The organism is Bacillus sp. J33 (assembly GCF_000518885.1).
GTDB lineage: Bacteria > Bacillota > Bacilli > Bacillales > Cytobacillaceae > Cytobacillus.
In genome coordinates this window covers 19,356-38,883 of sequence record NZ_JAEL01000052.1, presented here as the reverse complement: position 1 = coordinate 38,883, position 19,528 = coordinate 19,356, and the positions used below count along the sequence as shown (strand labels likewise).

Below are 19,528 nucleotides of genomic sequence, written 5' to 3'. Positions count from 1 at the left end.
TTATTGTTGATTTTAGCACCCTGTTGATTGGAGCGGAAGGTGCGAGACTCCTGCGGGAGAAGCGTGTCAGCGGGAGACCCCGCAGGTGCGAATGCACCGAGGAGCGTCGGACCGCCCGCGGAAAGCGAGTTCCTCGTGCTGAAATCAACAGGCAAATTTAACAGAACCATCATTTAAAAGAAAGAGGTTTTTTCTTTGAGCATACAAAAAACAGCTGTAGTACAAGATGCATACGAGCATTTGCTCCAGGCAGAGCAAACGAAAAAATCCGTCACTCCGTTAACCGATCTGTACCCAAGCCTGACTGTTCAAGAAGCGTATCAAGTCCAGTTAAAAGCGATTGATCAGAAAGTCAAGTCTGGGCAGAAAATCGTTGGGAAAAAGATTGGGTTAACTTCCTTTGCCATGCAAGAGCTTTTAGGTGTCGACCAGCCGGATTACGGTCACTTATTGGACAGCATGAGTGTTCCAAATAAGGGCAGCATCGCTGTCGATTCGCTTTTCGAACCAAAGGTTGAAGGGGAGATCGCCTTTGTTCTCAATAAGGATCTTAAAGGTCCAAATGTGACAGCGGAAGACGTTTTAGCTGCAACTGAGTCCATCATTCCTTCATTAGAGATTGTGGACAGTCGAATTCTGAATTGGAAAATCAAGCTCCAAGACACTGTTGCCGATAATGCTTCCTGCGGGCTTTATGTATTAGGAGACGAAAAATTCGCTGTCAATGGTTTAGACCTGACTAAAATCAAAATGAATCTTTTTAAAAATGGCGAGCTCATGAACAAAGGGACAGGGGCAGATGTATTAGGTCATCCGGCCACATGTGTAGCCTGGTTAGCGAACGAATTATCTGAATATAATGTCATTTTAAAAGCCGGAGAAGTGATTTTATCAGGTGCTTTGTCCGCAGCAGTAGTTGCACAAAAAGGGGATGTGTTTACTGCTGAGTTCAGTGAGTTAGGAAAAGTGGAAGTTTCTTTTCGGTAAGTATTAAGCATTGGGAACAATGGAGAAGGAATAGAGTGGCAAGGAATCGCAGTTGTTCCTTCTTCTTTTAAAAGGTGGGATTAAGGTACTTTTTATGAACTCCTAATTGAATAAACACGGCAGCAGTCCTTTAATAAAACTTAGTTTGTGAACAAATGTACGTAAATTATAAGGTGCTTGAGTTAAAGAAGGATTGTCTGCTGTAGAGGAAAAGCCCCACTCAATTGAGAAGGTCTTTAAATACTTAGTAGTCCTCTTTTGTCCTCCTATTTGTCCTTCAATGCTTTATATCGCATTTAAAACATTTAAGTCAAACTATTTTGAAACGTTGATTGAAAGCCTTTTTTTTTACGGGGATTACCCAGGCTGCTGCGGAAATCTCGAAAAGCTTGGGGTACAAACTCAAACTGTCTTAATTCAGTTTAGAGTTCATATAAAAAATTACATTAAGGAGGAGAACGATTTGTCTAAAGTAAAAGTTGCGATTCTTGGTTCAGGGAATATTGGAACCGACCTCATGATCAAACTGGGGCGGTCAGAAATCTTAGAGCTTACGGCTGTTGTGGGTATTGATCCGGAGTCAGATGGATTAAAGAAAGCCAGAGAAGCAGGGTATATCGCGATTGACACTGGAATCGACGGGCTACTTGAACGCCCGGAATTACCCGATATCGTCTTTGATGCTACTTCAGCAAAGGCTCATATTCGCCATGCAAAACTACTAAAAGATGCAGGGATTAAAGCGATTGATATGACACCTGCTGCAAGAGGAGTACTAGTTGTCCCTCCTGTTAATATCGAATCGAATTTAGAAGCTGAAAATATAAACCTAATTACTTGTGGTGGTCAGGCGACTATTCCAATGGTCCATGCAGTGAATCGAGTAAGTCCAGTAGAATATGCAGAAATCGTTGCGACAATCTCAAGTAAAAGTGCCGGTCCTGGAACTCGTGCCAACATTGATGAGTTTACAGAAACGACTTCCAGGGCAATTCAAGAGGTTGGCGGAGCTAAGAAGGGAAAAGCCATCATTATCTTAAACCCGGCTGAACCGCCAATTATGATGCGCGATACTATCCACGTTCTGGTGGAAGAAGGAACAATGAAGGAAGAAAAGATTATTCAATCGCTTAAAGACATGGAAAAGGAAGTACAATCTTATGTTCCTGGATACCGTCTGCGTACAGAAGCGCAATTTGACGGAAATAAAGTAACTATTTTTATTGAGGTAGAGGGTGCCGGCGATTATCTGCCTAAATACTCAGGAAACCTTGACATTATGACAGCAGCAGGTGTAAAGGTTGCAGAGGAGTTTGCGAAAAACAAATTAGCGAAAGAGCTAGTATAAAGGAAAGGGAGGTTTTTTACAATGACAAACTCTCGAGATATTCTGATCACAGAGGTTGCGCTGCGTGATGGCAGTCATGCAATTTCACACCAATTTACCGTTGAACAGGTTTTGAATGTAACAAAAGCACTAAGTGTCGCTGGAGTTCCTTATATCGAGGTAACGCATGGGGACGGTTTAGCTGGTTCATCCTTGCAATATGGTTTTTCCCGAACAAATGAAATGGAGTTGATTGAGGCAGCTGTCTCCGTTGCTGGCCAATCTAAAATTGCTGTCCTTCTTCTTCCGGGAATTGGTACGGTAAAAGAGTTAAAACAGGCTGCGAACCTAGGGGCAAAAATGGTACGGGTTGCGACTCATGTAACAGAAGCGGACGTGGCTCCACAACATATTTATGCAGCAAAAGAACTTGGGATGGAAACAGTTGGATTTTTGATGATGTCTCATATGGCAGAGGTTGACAAATTAGTCGAACAGGCGAAACTAATGGAACAATACGGGGCAGATACGGTTTATGTAGTTGATTCAGCTGGTGCCTTGCTTCCAGAGGGAGTTCGCGAGCGAATCCGTGCGCTTAAACAAAGTGTCGGAATTAACGTTGGTTTTCATGGGCATAACAACCTTTCTTTAGCAATGGCTAATACATTGGTGGCAATTGAAGAAGGAGCAACCCGCATTGATGGAAGTGTACGCTGTTTAGGTGCCGGTGCTGGAAATACCCAAACGGAAGTACTTGTTGCTGTTCTTGACCGAATGGGCATCAAAACAGGTGTTGATGTTTATAAAATGATGGACTTGGCTGAAGAGCTTGTCGCCCCAATTTTACAAACTCCTCAAGAAATTACAAGGGAGAGTCTAACTCTTGGATATGCAGGTGTGTATTCTAGCTTTGCGCTTCACGCTAAACGTGCTGCAGCTAAGTTTGGAATCGATGCACGTGACATCTTAACTGAACTTGGAAGTCGCAAGGTTGTCGGTGGCCAGGAAGATATGATTTGGGATGTAGCGGCTGAAATGGCTCAAGCAAAGAAACCGGTGAAAGCATAAGTTCGTTTGTCACCAGTTTAATCGGATTATAGATATTTATTTTGGATAATAATGAGTGAGACCATTGCTCGTTGTTATCCTTTTTGTATAGAGATTAAGTTTGTGAAATTCAAAATTTTATATCGAAATATCAAAAGGGCTTACACTGAATGTCGCTAACTTTCATTTTGATCTTAGATAAAATACTTATTTTTATAATAGAAGGAACTAGAAAATTAACTATCCGCTTTTTTTACTGTAGTTTTGAAATAAAATCTGATTGAATTACGCTATTAAACTTTGATACAAAACAAATAGAAAGAGCCTGTCCCTTCAGCTGCAGCAATGGCAAAAAGAACAATACCTTCGCAAAAAGTTAAAAAACGCCCCACTGATATAAATTCAATCATTAGAGTTCCTTCATTGGGCTTCACTCGTCTTCTAACGCTCCATCCCGTAAAGCAATAGGAGTCAGCGGAAAATAACCGCTGACTCCCTTCCATAGAAGGCAATTTTTTTAAATCAAACGTTTGATTACGATTAATTTAGCTGCATTACGGAAGCAATAGGATGGCGTCCGCAATCGGCCGTTCTCCTGTTTGGTCAGATGGTCTTGTGACCAGCTGGCTGCCGACAGTCATGGAAGTAGAGCCGCCTCCGTCAAGGTTGAGGGCATCGACTGCACCAAGCGATTTCATGATTCTGGCGCTCTCTTCAAAGTTTGCACCGACACTCAGCCCCGGAGCCCGTCCATCAACTGTCACAAAAAGGAGGGTTCCGTCCGCTTTTACTCCGGCAAGGGTTCTCGGGTTGCGGCGTTCTCCAAACCGATAATAGAATTCAGGATTTTCCTCCCAGTGAAAGCCTTCTGCCGCCGCATTGATGGAGATTTTCCCGTTTTCCAGCAAACGTGGTCCGCCGTTTATAATGCCAGTTGTTTGTTCTAATGATAATGGCTGGCCGTCTGCTATTATTTCATTTTTGACCTGAACATGCATACCCGCCTGAGCATGGGCTTCAAGCCACTGGGCTGCCTCTCCGGTACCTGCCAGAACGGAACCATCCTTTGGAATTTCTCCGCCTCGGTGTTTACGAAGCTCGATAACTTCTCCCGATTTATTTAAGACTGCTTCAACACCTTCACCAGCTTCTGTTTCTTCACCAAATACCGGTGAGAAATGGATGAGCTCACTTTCGTCCTTACAGGTATAATCATGCTTCGGGTTCTCGGTCGGTGTATCTTCTCCTATACCTCCGCAGCCCCGTATCAAGCCTGGTTTCCGGTTTAATCCATCCACTTCCCGTACTGCCCCGTCAGACGATACAGCCGTCTGATAGGAAGAAACAGAAGCGATATCAGCGGCTTTGTTTGCAGATGGGAGAATAAGACTTGAACGGCCGTTTACCGCTTCACTTACGAGCTTTCCTTCCATGACCGAAATGCCGGCAAGGTCACCAGGTGTTCCATCCTTGCTTCCTACCACAAAATAGCCTCCATTAATGGCGGCCAATGCCTGATTCCGTCCGGCCATTTCCGTTAGGGTTTCTTTGTCCTGGACCTTATCTTTTCCTAGCTCGGGTAAAATGCTTCCGTTAAATGAATTCGGGTCGACCTCAAGGACATTAAGGATCCACGGGCCAGTTGTCTGCTGGCCATCTTCTCCGGTATAGACAGTACGCAAGCCTGTATACCCAATGCCGGCCAATTCTTGCTGAAGCTCTTTTGCAGCCTCTTCAGTCTGAAACGCTCCAACCCTGACCAGATATCCAAGAGGGCCTTTTTCGTTGTCATCCATGGCTCGATCGGCAATGCGGCCGATGCGTGGGGTAAATCCTTCTGATTCAAGCTTTTTTGCCAAAGCTTTGGCCTGTTCATGTGTTTCGGTAAAATCAACATCTACTGTGAAAAAATCTTTTTCAGATTGCTCCCCCCTGGTTATTTTTGTGTAAGTGACTCCAGGAGCAAGGATTTCGGTGGTTCTCTTTTCCTTTAGATTCGGAAGTCCAAGCGGCAGCGTTTCTTTCTCCGCCTGTTTTTCCATCTGCCCTGCTGATTTAGCGCTGACCGGGCCATCCGGAACAGAAACTGTAAACAAAACAGAAGTTAAGCTGAGGGATGCAATAGCAGGGATGATCACTTTTTTCAAGGGACTGTTCATTTTTTTCACTCCTTCAAAATTGAATTCAAGCTGGGGCATTCCTAGTTTTCTATCCATGATCGATCATTTACCCACAGTATAATTAATAGGTATTAAACAAGCATTAACCAATCTTTGCAGCGCTGTTAAGGTTTATTGAGTTTGTAAATCCGAAACGACAGCATGCTTTTTTATTTGAATCCCGCCTATCCCCAAAAAAAGTGCCTGACTCCCGGCTGGCAAAATGTTAACTGCCGGGTGTCAGGCACTTTTCTATATGGTTATTGGATGGTTCCGCCTGCCTGGATGTAACGGGCGTTAAATTCCTGAACGAATTGGTTGGCAATGGCTGTATCATGAATGATCAGCATATTTTCATCATTTACATTGTTGCCGTTATTGCTCCAGTTGGTGGAACCGACAATGACGGTTGGGTCACTGTTTGTATCTGCATCAATGATCATCGTCTTGCTGTGAAGCTTCCGCACTTCTGCATCCGCATAGACAGGGGCGGGATTATTCCAGCGTGTATTAGGGTTATTGACACTTGTTTGGGATGCGGTCCTTCCAGTCATATCGATGCTTGCAGACCACCATTGATTCCAGAAAGAAGAATCAAACAATCCCTTTACATCAAATCCAGTAAGGGTTCCTTCAAGGTCATGATAGGATCCTTCCCACTTGTTTTTCAGTTCATCGGTGATCGCTTGGTCACTCCAGGCGAAAATGGAGAAATATGTATTGAAATGTGCTTCATTGCGAATAAGCTCAGCCATTTTGCCAATTGCATTGTCTCCTGCAGAGAAATAGATTTCAACCTTTTTTCCATTAATGTCAATCACATGGGTTGTGTTATCTGTTTTGCGGCTGCTGAAGTTCGATGCAGCAGGATCCGGGTTCAGCGCAGCCGTTCCCCACATTTCATTGAATTCCGTTTCATAAATCCCTGCAAGCTCTGGCCAGTTCATTTCTACAATCTGATTTTGGTTCCCATCCAAAATACCCTGCTGCATATTTTCCTCGGATCCATAGAGTCCGGTTACAGTAAAATTCCATGTTCCCGTAAATACCCATCTATCATCAATAATGGCAAATTTATTGTGCATCTGATTTCCGGGGCTGTAGTAGCTTCCAGGTGATTTAGATTCAGCATCCGCGAATAAACGGCCTGTTACAGCAGAATTTCCAACTGTCACGGAAACTTCATTGATATCATTTGCTGATGAAGGGAGGCCTTTGCTTGTCCTTTTTGCACTATCCTCTACAGCAAACATAGGGGAATCAGAAAAAATGACAATGTCATCTGCTGTACCGATTGTCAAATCCTGCCCGCGGGCCATTTTTTCCAAATACAGACGCATGGTTTCAAAACGCTCTGCATAATGAGGATCTGCTGCATCCTTGGAATCGGCAATTACGCGGACATCTATGCCTTCCGCAGCTTTTTGGATCAAGGTATCTACGACGCGTGGAAGATTAATTTCATATGCAGCAAAATCAATGCTCTTTGTTGCTGAATTCAGGCGTTTGATTAAAATATCTTCAAAATTTACATTGTAGTTTGCTTCATTTCCGGCTGAAGCATATTCAGGAAATGCGCATTTGTTAAAATATACGTTAATGGCTCCTTCAGCTTCGGAAACATTATTGAGGTGCTGAGTCCTGTCATTGCATACATTGGATGCTGGCGGGGGATCAGTGGGATCGCTGCCCGGATCCTCAACAGAGCCGCTTCCATCAGCAGCGGTGGAATTAAGGCCTTTAGGTGTTCCGAGCCCATTTGCATAGCTCTTATTGGCAGTTGCCCAGTTTGACGATGACATTCCTTCCGCGTTAGGATCGATACGCTCCATTGTCGCCTTTGATGTGTTATCCCCAGCATACCATGTGTCGACTTCATCGACTGTCGTGCCGGCCGGATCGATCAGCTTTAGGTGTTCCGCCGTATTGCCAAGGGCTCCGCTGTAAATAAGATCTGCAGGAACATCGGATACGGTCTGATCATCGGTCCTTTCCAATAAAAAATAGCCATTTGCCGGAATCGTGCCGCTGAGCGCAATGGCGGGTGTCCCATCGGCAGCATGTAACTTCCAGCCATCCAGGGAAACATCTGAACCGGAGTTATTAAATAGCTCGATCCATTCATCATTGTAGTTTGCGGATGTTCCCATCCAGGCTATTTCATTGATTACCACACTCTCTGTTCCGGAAGCGTTTACTTCTGGGACATTGTTCAGCATTCCAGGAAAAAGAGTTGAAAAACATAAAATGAAGACTGGAAAAATAGTAAACAACTTTTTCATCATGACTACCTCCTAAAAATACAAATCAAGATAATCATAATGCAGAAATATAGGAAAAATATATAGGGATTGTAAATTTTCTGAAAAAGTTCTATATTCATTGATTTATTAAAATGAATGGGTCCAAATACCAAAATAGTAAATTGACTTAAGGCATCTTTTTAAAAGGGTTTGTTTGGGAGGGAAACTTTAGATATTCAGAAAAACGGCGGAGTTTTTCTGAATAAATATTGGAAGTTCAAAGGGACGGGCGTTTTTTCAAGGATCAGCAGCGGCTATCTTTCATTCCTGAAATCAATCAATAAAGCAGAGTAAAAGTTAAGGAAATGCAAAAGCCGGCTCGTTTGCCGGTATAAGTTCGCTCATCCCTTCCAGATATGTTTGGTTAATCAATCTCTGGTAATTATAATTGAATTCCATATTTTCGTACCCGTCTCATCAAAAGGGATTGGGTGACCCCGAGCTGCTGTGCAGCCTTCCTTGTCGATTTCTCCTTCTTTAAAGCCTCTATAATCATATTCCTTTCAATGCTTTCCAGCAGTTCAGGCATGCTGTCCAATTGATTCAATTGTTTCATATATTGAGGAAGCTGCTGGTTTTCCATCATTTTTTGAGGCAGATCTTTTTCCTCAATCGTGTCGTCACATAGGATTACCAGCCGTTCCATTAGGTTTTCAAGCTCCCTGATGTTTCCTGGCCAGTGGTACGCATAAAAGATATCCAGTACTTTGGAAGAGAAGTGCTTTTTAACGTTGTATTTCTCGTTATACTGCTTTAAAAAGTAGAATGATAGGTCCTCGATGACTTCCTTTCGTTCTCTGAGCGGGGGGAGTTTGATAGATAGAATGTGCAGGCGGTAGTATAAATCAGAGCGGAAGGAACCTTCTTCGGTCATTTTTTCAAGATTTCGGTTCGTTGCGGCAATGATCCGGACGTTTGCCTGTACATATTCACGTCCACCGATTGGCATGTAGGTTTTGGTTTGCAGAAAATGCAATAGCTTTGCCTGGAGATGGGGAGGAAGCTCGCCAATCTCGTCTAAAAATAATGTTCCGCCTTCTGCAGCCTGGATTAATCCTTGTTTGCCAGAGGTGCTTGCCCCTGTAAAAGCTCCCTTTTTGTAGCCGAAAAGCTCTGATTCAAGCAGCTGCTCCGGCATGGAAGCGCAGTTTATTTGGACGAAAGAGTGTTTGTGGCGGTTACTAAGTAAATGAATCCTTTCTGCTGTTGCACTTTTTCCTGTTCCTGTTTCACCGGTGATTAAAGCGGTGGTGTCGACATTCGCTATTTTTCCGATCATTTCCTCTGTTGAAGGGTGCAGGATCAATTCTTTTTTTGAGGGATTACCGTTGAGCTGGGAGGGGATTTTTAACTTTCGAAGTTCCTGGCTGTATTTTTCCAAAAGTTCTTCTGTTTCTCTAAGCCTTGACGATGTTTTAACAGCTTCCGTAATATCCCGGCAATGGGCCACGATCGCAATCACTTCTCCATTTTCATCTTTCACAAGATGGCCGGTGGCGATATACTTCCTGCCGTCCCTCATTTCCTGAACGGTGCTGACATTGCTGCTGGCTTCAGCTGCAAGCCTCGTAACAGAAGGAGAAAATACCTTTTCTCTTTCCAAATCTCTCACATTTCTTCCAATCAGTTTTTCTCTTGGGAACTGAGTCATCATTTCACTTATATGATTGATCCATAACGTAACTCCGTTTTTATCCGTAATATAAATGGCATCATTAATAGAATTCAATATATCTGTAAAAAAATTTGGGCGCTGATTGGCCAGTTTCATTAGCTCCTCCATAAAGTCCTCCTTTCTGAATTGATTTCGATTCATTTTTATCCAAATCCTTTGATAGAGGCGAATCGAAATCAACTCATGTGAATCGCTTTTAAAAACAATTATAGTAAAAATTCTAAAAATTCACAATAAAACCTAGCAAAAACCGCCTAAATGAACCTATTAAATTGGCACGATATTTGCAAAAAGAATAGGCAAGAAGGGAGCGAATATGGTGACACAGCAAGTAAAAAATATTAAATTGGATCGTTTAATGGAAACGATCCGGCAAAGCGCTGAGATTGGCAGGCTGCCGAATGGGGGGATCTGCAGGCTTTCATTGACGGACGAGGATAAGAGAATGAGAGACCTATTCCTTCAGTGGATGAAGGATTGCGGATTGGAAACAAGGATTGATGACTTTGGCAATATGTATGGCCGGCGGAAAGGAAAAAACGATGAACTTGCTCCGGTATTAGCGGGTTCCCATCTGGATACACAGCCAAAAGGCGGAAAGTATGATGGCGTGCTGGGGGTGCTTGGAGCTCTAGAGGTGATCCGTACTTTAAATGATCTTGGAATTGAAACGGAAAGACCTATAGAGATTGTTAACTTTACGAATGAGGAAGGGGCCAGGTTTCAGCCGGCCATGCTCGGGTCAGGCGCGATGGCTGAGGTCTTTAACAAACATACCATCCTGAATGCGAAGGATCAAAAGGGAGTCATATTCGGAGAAGAGCTGGAGCGCATTGGCTACAAAGGGTTAAAGCAAAATCGCCAGCAGGCTCCTTTCTGTTTCCTTGAGCTGCATATTGAACAGGGACCGGTCCTTGAGGATAAGGGGAAATCGATCGGAGTCGTAACAGGCATTCAAGGGATGACCTGGCTGGAGGCATCGATTACCGGAAGGACGTCCCATACGGGGACAACACCGATGAATAGGAGAAAGGATGCCGTTTTACTCGCTTCAAAGCTTATCGCGGAAATTTACGCTTTGGCAGAGGAGATTCCGGATTTGCTGGTAGCTGTTGGCAGGATTCAGGTGTCTCCGAATGTCATCAATACAGTGGCAGATCAGGCGGTCTTCTCGATTGATATTCGACATCCGGAAGACCATGTACGGGAACGTTTTGAGAAGCTGCTGAAGGAATCATTAAGCACCATGACATTAGTGGATGAAATGGAGCTGCAGATAAAGGACCTCGACAAAATCGATACTGACTTCTTTTCGAAAGAAATAATTGAGGCAATGGAAGGCGCAGCCGAAAAGCATGGTTTTTCTTATATGAGAATGCTGAGCGGAGCCGGCCATGATGCTAAGTATTTAAATTGGATCACACCGGCAGCTATGCTCTTTATACCGAGCATCAGCGGGCTCAGCCACTGTGAGGAAGAATTCAGCAAAGCTTCAGATATTGAAAAGGGCGTACAGGTTTTATTTGAAACAGTTCTGGCCTTGGCGAACAAAGAAACTTTATAAGGGGTGTTTAAGTTGGAAAAAGTGCAAAAGGATGTCATCGATAAAGTCTTTGAACAAGTGGATGCTTTATGGCAGGAGGAAGTTTCCTATTTGCAGAAGCTTGGGCGTTATCCGTCCACACTGGGGAATGAAGCGGCGATTCAGGATTATCTGGCTGAATCCCTTGAAAAGGATTTGAAATTGAAGGTTGAAAAAATTATTCCTGATCCGGAGAAGCTGGGAGCTCATCCCGGATATTCCAAGGCCGAATGGTCTTATGACAACCGCCCTGTCGTGGTAGGGAAGTATGAAGCAAAGGGAGAGAAAAAGGGAAAAAGCATAATTTTTCAAGGTCATATAGATGTGGTCAGCCCTGAGCCGGTGTCGAAATGGAGCTATGATCCATGGGGGTCTGAAATTGTCGGCAATAAAATGTATGGCCGCGGCATTGCGGATATGAAATCAGGGGTTACGGCCATGATCTATGCACTTAAGGCTGTTCAGCAGGCTGGAGTAGAACTTTCCAATGATGTAACGATTAAAACCGTTACAGAAGAAGAGTGTACAGGCAACGGGGCACTCGCTGCCATCGAAGCCGGATACAGGGCAGATGCAGCCCTTATCCCGGAGCCCCTGGGACAGCAGGCACTAGCAGGGCAGGTAGGGGTCATTTGGGTCCGCATCAAGGTTGCAGGGCTTGGTGCCCATACGGAAAGGGCGGACAAAGCGGTCAATGCAATTGTGAAAGCCTATAAAATGATAGAAGCCCTTCAAGACTACGAGAAAGAGATTAATAGTCGTTCAAAGCATAAGATTTTTGGCGATCACCCTCATCCCCAGAATATCAATATCGGGAAAATCCACTCTGGCGACTGGCCTTCGACGGTTCCATCGGAATGTATTGTTGAAGCAAGGGTGGGCTTTAATCCAGGATTAGACCCGGCAGATGTGAAGAGGGAAGTGCAGGAATTCCTGCTGGAAGCGGCCAAGAAGGATGAGTGGCTGAAAGAGAATCCGCCGGAAATCAGCTTTTACGGATTTCATGCGGAAGGATTTACACTTGATCCGGACCAGGAGTTTATCCATACCCTTGAGGAAGCACATCGGATAATTGAGAAAAGCGATTTAAAACATGCTGCTTTTACAGGGACAACGGATGCCAGGTTTTATAATCTCTATTACAATATCCCTTCCACCTGCTATGGGCCAACTGGCGCAAACCTGCATGCCCCTGATGAATGGGTGGACCTGGATAGTGTCAAAAGAGTCACGAAAACGTATGCAGCTTTTCTATTAAAGTGGTGCCAGTATAAAGAATAAAATTTGAGCGGAAGGGACTGCTGCCCTTTCTCCGCCATTAAATGGGGGCTATAGAAAATGAATCCAGGATTATGGTTATTATTCGGAAACGCGATTGCGACGACAGTCATTTCAGCTGGAATTGTGGTGTGGATCTTAAAGAAAGAGTATTTGCCAACGATTAAAAAGCTGGAGGAAGAGAAAGATGCGTCTCCGGCAAATCCGATTCATGAGAGCATAACGAAGGAGGTCTAGGATGGAGAAAACGGTATTTTTTATCGTTGTTGCAGTCTATGTAATCGCCGGAATTTTCGTAACCAGATATGTAAAAAACAAAGATGATTTCTACGTTATGGGTGAAAAGGGTTCTACTTTATTAATTGTGGGTACATTGGCAGCTACGTATTTAAGTGCGGTCACGCTGCTTGGGATTGCAGGGATGATTTACAACGAAGGACCTGTTGCCCATGCAGGGTTAGGTTCATATGGGGCATGGTTAGGGACATTATTTGCTGTTATTTATGTAGGAAGAAAATTAAAGGCATTGGATTGCCAGACGCTTCCGGACTTTTTTGAAAAACGGTTCCGAAACAAATGGGTTACTGTCATTGCTACGTCCATTATGATTATCGGATTGCTGGGATATGGAGTGGTTCAATTAATCGGAGCAGGTGTCATCCTATCTGAATTGTTAAATATTCCGTTCCCTGTCTTAATTCTATTATTTACTTTAGCCCTGTTCATTTTTAGTGCAATGGGCGGCATGTATGGAGTTGTGATTACTGATACGCTGATGTTCTTCACGATGCTGGCGATTGCGATTGTGATTTCCCCGCTCATTATTGGACAGGCCGGCCTGGACCAGATCAAAAACCTGGGGGAAGTGATCCCGGGCTATTATGGCATCAATGGCGGAGCTGACCGTCCGTTTGGCTGGGTGTTTTCACAATTTTTAATGTGGATCCTTTTCTTCGGGTGCACCCCATCCCTTGTATCCCGGGTATTCCCGGCGAAAAATGACTTTGTCATCCTAAAGACTGCTGTTATTGGGGTCTTCTTTGCTCCATTTATGCAATTGCTAGTCTTTATTGCTGCAACTGCCATGATGGTGCTTCAGCCTGGCATTGAGCCGGCTGACCGCGTGTTTATCGTTGGAATGATGGACTATACGCCGCCTGCTTTGGCTGGAATTGGTTTGGCAGGATTGATGGCATCCATTATGTCGACTGCCTCCACGCTATTTGTCCTAATTGGATTTGCATTGGCGAAAGACTTATTTGAAAACGTCCTCCATAAAGATTTTGATGATAAGAAAAGTATGTTTATTGGACGCAGTGCCCAGGCTTTAGTCGCTGTGGTTGTTTGCATCATCGCCATTCTTCAGCCTTCATCGATCTTCTGGATTTCCATTTATGCCGGATCTATCTTTGCGGTTTCCTGGATGCCGACAATCATTGGAAGCCTCGAATGGAAGCGGATGAGCAGTAAAGCTGCAACAGCAAGCATGCTTGCAGGGATCATTACATTTATCGTGTTCGGTGAATTGAAACGGTATGAAATGATTACCTTCCCGGTTGGATTTGATCATTTCTACCTGGCCATTATTGTATCTGTGCTTACCTTGCTTATCGTCGGGTTTATAGCCAAACCGACCGATTATGAGCTGGGCTATTACCAGAAGATTAAAGAAACCAGGCTTTCTGCTGCAACAATCCAAAAGATTTTGGCCAAACATAATGGAGCAGCCGAATTGAAACGGGAATACAGGCAAACGTTAGCGGTTGCCGTTTCATTTGTTGTGATTTCCGTCGTTCTTTGGGGTTATTTTATCGTCAGGCTGGGAATATAAATCTTCATTATATTGACATTTTATAATAAGGGGAGAATGCAAATGAGCAAGACAGCAGCTTTATATCAGGAATTGGCAGAGCTGGATAAAAACCATTTTCTGCATCCGACTTCTCCGATTCAGCAGCAGCAGGAACAGGGTCCGGCCTTTATTTTTACTAAAGGCGAGGGTGTATATCTTGAGGATGTGAGGGGCAGCCGGGTGATTGACGGGATGTCCTCCCTATGGAATGTGAACGTGGGGCACGGCAGAAAAGAGCTGGGGCAGGCGGCAATGGAGCAGATGAACCAGCTGGCGTTCAGCTCCTGCTTTGCCACCTTCAGCAATGAGCCAGCCATTCGGCTGGCGGCGAAAATGGCTGAGATCACGCCTGGTGATTTAAGTGCAACCTTCTTCACCTCCGGCGGGTCGGAAGCGAATGATACAGCATATAAGCTCGCAAGGCATTATTGGATTTTAAAGGGCCAGCCTTCCAAAAAGAAAATCATATCCCGGAAAAAATCCTATCATGGGGTCGCGATGGGCGCGACCAGTGCCACAGGACTTAAGCCATTTCGGGATTTCACAAATTCGCTGGCACCGGATTTTTACTTTACGGAAAACCTGTCTGCTGAAGCGTTGCGGAAAACCATTGAATCAGAGGGCTCAGAGACCATTGCAGCCTTTGTCGCAGAGCCGGTTCAGGGTGCTGGCGGTGTCCATATTGCTCCTGACGGTTATTTTCAGGAAGTGCGCAAGATTTGCAGCGAGTTTGATATTTTGTTTATTACAGATGAAGTCATTACGGGCTTTGGCCGTACAGGGAAAGCATTCGGAATTGAGCATTATGGTGTGGCACCGGATATGATGTGCTTTGCCAAGGGTGTCACAAGCGGCTATGCCCAGCTTGGCGGGGTGGTATTATCCAAGCGGATTCATGAGGATTTTAAGGAGCTTTCAGCCGGAACCCTTCTGCATGGCTACACATACAGCGGACATCCGATGGCTTGTGCGGTAGGACTGAAGAATATTGAAATTATTGAGAATGAGAACTTGATAGAAAACTCTAGAAAAATGGGAGAGGAATTGCTGAAGGGCTTTAAATGGATTCAGGGTGAACGGGAGCTTGTATCAGATGTAAGAGGACTAGGATTAATCGGGGCTGTCGAGCTTAAGAGTGCGAAGGGGCAGTTTGCGCCAGCGGTTGTAAATGAAGCTGCTAAACGAGGGCTTATTTGCCGCTCGGTGATCTTTGATGGCATGGACATTCTCGTCTTTGCCCCGCCGCTGACCATTAACAAGCAGGAGATTGGCAGTCTTACAGAGATCCTCCACGATTCCATTTTTGCGGTGGAGCAAAGTATATAAGGGTATTGGCAGAGAAGAGTGTGTAAGGCACTCTTCTTATTATTGAAACGGGGAGGCTAGGAAAACCTTCCGCATTGACCACATGCCTTACGGCGGTGTCAAAGAAAGCGGCGCCGGCCGCGAAGGCATCAAGTACGCTATTGATGAAATGACATTGGTGATTAATAATAACAATTGATTAGAAGCAGTTCCAGATACCACCCGAATTTTGTTGTTTCACAGTTATGTTCCACAAAGGCCAACCACCGAAAAATATATCGGTGGTTTTTTATTTTTGGATAGATTTCTTTCAATCAAACGTTTGATTGAATTGATTGAAAGCATTGGGAGGCTTGCTGTTTTGGGGTCCCATGAGTGGAGCCTTTTATTATTATTTAAACTTCAGGAGGGAATTAACGACATGAAAAACAAAATATTTCCCGAAAAATAATAGAAAATATCGAAGCTTGTTCTGTCTTGCCAGCAACGTAGAAAAGCCTCAAGTAAATTTTATTCAATAGGTTTTCATCCCCAATTTCCCTATAGTATTTTTCCTTTGGTGTTTTAAATTTATATAACATTCATAATGATTAGTATATTTTTACATATTTGTAATTGTTAATTTATATTAACCTGCTACTATTTTTTTGAAATCAAAACTTAGGAGGGAATTTGATTGAAAAAAGTATTCAAACCTGTTTTACTGCTGTCCTTTGTGTTGCTGCTCATTGGAAATCTGTTGTCTGGCGCTTCAGGGATATCTGCATCCAGTCAGGATGGACAAGCATCTGTATTGGATTTAAGAGTAATGACCTATAATTTAAGGTATAAAAATAACTCTGACCCTTCCCCGCATACATGGGAAGAAAGGCGTCCAACCATCCGTCAGTTAATCAGCAATGAAAAGCCTGATATTTTTGGAACCCAAGAGGCGATATATGAACAGATTAAGGGTCTAGATGAGGATTTACCGCAATATGAATGGATTGGCGAAGGCCGAGAGGGAGGAAGCAAAGGGGAATTCATGGCTGTCTTCTATGACAAAAACAAGTTTTCTCCGATTGAATACGACCATTTCTGGTTGTCTGATACTCCGGATATAATCGGATCTGCGTCATGGGGCAACACAATTCCGCGTATGGTAACATGGGTGAAATTCCAAGACAAAAAATCTGGCCAGCAGTTCTATTTCGTAAATACCCACTTTGACCACCGATCCCAAGAAGCAAGAGAAAAGAGTGCTGCATTAATTGTAGAAAAAATAAAAGAATTTAATCCAGAGCTGCCTATTTTGCTGACAGGCGATTTTAATGCAAATCCTGGCACCATGCCTCATCAGCTCCTTACAGCGGAAGGGGCGTTTGCAGATTTATGGAATACAGCTGAAACCAGAATCAATGAAGACCTGGGCACTTTCAATGGCTTCAATAATCCGACTGGCGGAGGGCCGAATAACCGCATTGATTGGATTCTTTCCAAAGGAAATGTCACAGCAAAGACGATTGAAATTGCAGATTTTCAAAAGAATGGACAATTCCCTAGCGATCATTATCCTGTAATTGCCGACGTGACTCTTCAATAGTATAAATATCAAAACAAACTGCTCCCCCGGTACCACCCGTGGGGAGTTTTTTAGCGTTGATCACGCTCATCATCTCATACTTGATAGTAGAAGATATGAAAAAAAGACACCTTCCACAGGTGCCTAATAAAATCTCTTAAAACCATCAAAATGCGCTTTATAGTATGGGTTGTCCAGTCTGGAAATAACAACGCCGCTGGAGCTGGCATGGATAAACTGGTTATTTCCAACGTAAAAGCCCATATGGGAAATGCCGGGCTTATAGGTATTCTCAAAAAATACCAGATCACCAGGCTGAGGATTATGAATATAATAGGAGCGGCTGTAATAGCCCTCTGTTGAATATCTGCCCATCTGTGAACCGGTTTTATTTAGCACATAATAGATAAAGCCGCTGCAGTCAAAGCCATCAGGACTGGATCCTGCCCACTTATAAGGAACCCCCAGATATTTATGGGCTTCAGCCAGAAGGGATCCTGCAGACATGTTATCTTCTTTGACTTCCTGTGCTGGCTTTTCATTAACAGAAGGACTTGGTGATTTTTGTCCTGCATCCAGCACCAGCTTTTGGCCAATGAAAATTAAGTCTGAGCTAAGCTTATTCCATTCTTTGATTTTCTGGACGGTTGTATTATGTTTTAAAGCAATACCGCTCAGTGTATCTCCTTTTTTAACAATATAGGATCCGGAAGGGGAATTTGGTGTCGAGGGCGCCGCTGGTGACTGATTATTCCCGCTTACACTTCCTGCAGATTTTGTTACCTTTAATGCCTGTCCTGGAAAAATCAAAGTAGTGGTAAGTTTATTCAAACTCATTAAGTCTTTTAAACTCATATTATGATCAAAGGCAATTTTTGATAAAGTATCGCCAGGCTGTATGATATATGTATCATTTGCACTCAGATTTGCAGGTGGTGGTGCGGGCGGTTTACTGACAGTCTCCTCTTTTATAGTCCCAGGTACTTGAAGTGTTTGGTTAATAAAAAGGAAATCCGAACTCAAGTTATTTAAGTTTTTAAGCTCCGGCACGGTGGTTTTATATTTTAAGGATAATTGATATAAAGTGTCTCCTTTCTTTACCACATATGTATCAGCGGAAGCCTGGGCGGCAAAGGCGGAGGAAAGCATGGCAGCAGCGGCTATGGAGACCATCTGTTTTTTCACTTTTCCAACTCACTCCTTTAATAGATTTTAAATTATTTTAACACACACATAAGCAAAAAGGTTCATATTTTAGCATTTTTATACAAAGTTTTACCGCATTTTAGCATTTATTTATTACTGTCGACCTATGTCGAAGGAAATATTGTCTAGAGATGTAGCACTGTGTCGAATACTTTCGGATTTTTTAGAAAATAATAGAAAATTGGAAGGTTAAAAGAACTAAAATTGTCTGAGGCAGTCGTTAACAAAAGGGTACATGTGCTATAGTAGAATTGGTAGCAGGTCATAATAACAAGTTATAAATCAATAAAAGCAATAAATTTTAATTTCAGAATATTTAATTTCCTGATATGGAGGGTTTATTTTGTTAACAAATCATCTGGATTTTCGGCTGGAGCCAAAGGTAAGAGAATTGTATGAGGAACACAAAAAGCGTGCTGAAAAGATCGATTGGGGCTATCACGAATTTTTGCCTTGGGATAAGGCACAGGATTTTCGGCGTGTTCCGTGGGATGAAAGCCAGGTAACGCTGCCTGGGCCAGTTATAACAGCGGTTGAAACAGCCCTGTTAACCGAAGTAAATCTGCCATGGTTCACCTCATATCTGGATCAGACCTTTAAAGGATCGTTAAGTGTCATTAAAGAATTTGTACATACATGGACAGCGGAGGAGGATCAGCATTCCAATCTGCTGGAAACGTATCTGCTGATTACAAGGAATGTAAATCCGGGAAGGCTTCATCAGCTGCACAAGCAGACCCTGGAAAATGGGTGGAACCCTGACTTCCATACGCCGTTTGAAACAATGGTTTATACCTCCATGCAGGAGCTGGCAACGATGGTGTTTTACTATAATGTAGCAAAGGTAGCGGGACCCCACGACAAGGATTTGTCCAGTCTGCTCCGTCGTTTGGCAAAGGACGAGACGCTGCATTATGCCTTTTATCGGGATGTGATTAAATTTCATCTGCAGCTGGAGCCTAATTATTGCTACTACCTTGGAAATGTAATTATGAACTTTAAGATGCCGGGAGCTGTTATGCCGGACTTTGAAGACCGGATGTCCATCATTGCCAAAGAAGCTAACTATGGCCCGCTGGAATATTTCGATCAGGTTCTGGATGTAATTATCGAATACTGGGAAATTGAAAAATTAAGGCCGATTGCTCCGGAAGCAGAAAAAGCAAGGCTGGATATTTTAAAGTACCATGCCCGGTTGAAAAAGGTGCGGGATCGGTTTTATAGCAAGAAGTAAATGGAAGAACCA

At 43.5% G+C, this 19,528-nt stretch carries 14 protein-coding genes and 1 pseudogene; 11 read left to right on the top strand and 4 right to left on the bottom strand.

Going from position 1 to position 19,528, the window contains the following annotated elements:
* Positions 1-195: 195 nt before the first annotated feature.
* The 3 genes from L634_RS0115440 (at position 196) to dmpG (ending at position 3,382) form a co-directional block, all read left to right on the top strand.
* On the top strand, positions 196-987 hold the full coding sequence (locus tag L634_RS0115440; RefSeq protein WP_051428351.1) for a 2-keto-4-pentenoate hydratase: 792 nt from the start codon (positions 196-198) through the stop codon (positions 985-987).
* Positions 988-1,450: 463 nt separating this feature from the next.
* Positions 1,451-2,335, top strand: coding sequence for an acetaldehyde dehydrogenase (acetylating) (locus L634_RS0115435; protein WP_026583214.1), 885 nt, complete (start codon positions 1,451-1,453; stop codon positions 2,333-2,335).
* 21 nt (positions 2,336-2,356) lie between these two features.
* On the top strand, positions 2,357-3,382 hold the full coding sequence (gene dmpG / locus L634_RS0115430; protein WP_026583213.1) for a 4-hydroxy-2-oxovalerate aldolase: 1,026 nt from the start codon (positions 2,357-2,359) through the stop codon (positions 3,380-3,382).
* A gap of 533 nt (positions 3,383-3,915) precedes the next feature.
* On the opposite strand, the gene L634_RS31245 is transcribed toward dmpG, so the two are convergent.
* The 3 genes from L634_RS31245 to L634_RS0115405 form a co-directional block, all read right to left on the bottom strand.
* Positions 3,916-5,520 (bottom strand): phosphodiester glycosidase family protein, encoded by a 1,605-nt coding sequence (locus L634_RS31245; protein ID WP_051428350.1) that lies wholly within the window; start codon positions 5,518-5,520, stop codon positions 3,916-3,918.
* A gap of 260 nt (positions 5,521-5,780) precedes the next feature.
* Positions 5,781-7,805: a phospholipase D-like domain-containing protein gene (locus L634_RS0115415; protein WP_232233775.1), complete on the bottom strand. Its 2,025-nt coding sequence runs from the start codon at positions 7,803-7,805 to the stop codon at positions 5,781-5,783.
* 400 nt (positions 7,806-8,205) lie between these two features.
* On the bottom strand, positions 8,206-9,606 hold the full coding sequence (locus L634_RS0115405; protein ID WP_026583211.1) for a sigma-54 interaction domain-containing protein: 1,401 nt from the start codon (positions 9,604-9,606) through the stop codon (positions 8,206-8,208).
* 208 nt (positions 9,607-9,814) lie between these two features.
* Between L634_RS0115405 and L634_RS0115400 the strand changes: the two genes are divergently transcribed.
* The 7 genes and pseudogenes from L634_RS0115400 (at position 9,815) to L634_RS31240 (ending at position 17,097) form a co-directional block, all read left to right on the top strand.
* Positions 9,815-11,062, top strand: a complete 1,248-nt coding sequence (locus tag L634_RS0115400; RefSeq protein ID WP_026583210.1) for a M20 family metallo-hydrolase — start codon at positions 9,815-9,817, stop codon at positions 11,060-11,062.
* Positions 11,063-11,065: 3 nt separating this feature from the next.
* Positions 11,066-12,361: an ArgE/DapE family deacylase gene (locus tag L634_RS0115395; protein WP_442852702.1), complete on the top strand. Its 1,296-nt coding sequence runs from the start codon at positions 11,066-11,068 to the stop codon at positions 12,359-12,361.
* A 57-nt stretch (positions 12,362-12,418) separates the two neighbouring features.
* The gene (locus tag L634_RS33875; RefSeq protein WP_198029776.1) at positions 12,419-12,595 is read left to right on the top strand and encodes a hypothetical protein; all 177 of its coding nucleotides are present in this window, start codon (positions 12,419-12,421) and stop codon (positions 12,593-12,595) included.
* Position 12,596: 1 nt separating this feature from the next.
* Entirely contained in the window at positions 12,597-14,189 is a 1,593-nt protein-coding gene (locus tag L634_RS0115385; protein WP_026583208.1) for a sodium:solute symporter family protein, read from the top strand.
* A 42-nt stretch (positions 14,190-14,231) separates the two neighbouring features.
* Positions 14,232-15,536: an aminotransferase family protein gene (locus L634_RS0115380; protein WP_026583207.1), complete on the top strand. Its 1,305-nt coding sequence runs from the start codon at positions 14,232-14,234 to the stop codon at positions 15,534-15,536.
* Between the two features lie 64 nt (positions 15,537-15,600).
* Positions 15,601-15,714: pseudogene (locus tag L634_RS33455) on the top strand (aldehyde dehydrogenase family protein); the annotation flags it as partial.
* Between the two features lie 477 nt (positions 15,715-16,191).
* Positions 16,192-17,097 (top strand): endonuclease/exonuclease/phosphatase family protein, encoded by a 906-nt coding sequence (locus tag L634_RS31240; RefSeq protein WP_051428349.1) that lies wholly within the window; start codon positions 16,192-16,194, stop codon positions 17,095-17,097.
* 123 nt (positions 17,098-17,220) lie between these two features.
* Here L634_RS31240 and L634_RS0115360 read toward each other — a convergent pair whose 3' ends face one another.
* On the bottom strand, positions 17,221-18,261 hold the full coding sequence (locus tag L634_RS0115360; RefSeq protein WP_026583206.1) for a C40 family peptidase: 1,041 nt from the start codon (positions 18,259-18,261) through the stop codon (positions 17,221-17,223).
* A 364-nt stretch (positions 18,262-18,625) separates the two neighbouring features.
* Here L634_RS0115360 and L634_RS0115355 point away from each other — a divergent pair, with 364 nt between their 5' ends.
* Positions 18,626-19,516, top strand: a complete 891-nt coding sequence (locus L634_RS0115355) for an acyl-ACP desaturase (protein WP_026583205.1) — start codon at positions 18,626-18,628, stop codon at positions 19,514-19,516.
* Positions 19,517-19,528 lie beyond the last annotated feature (12 nt).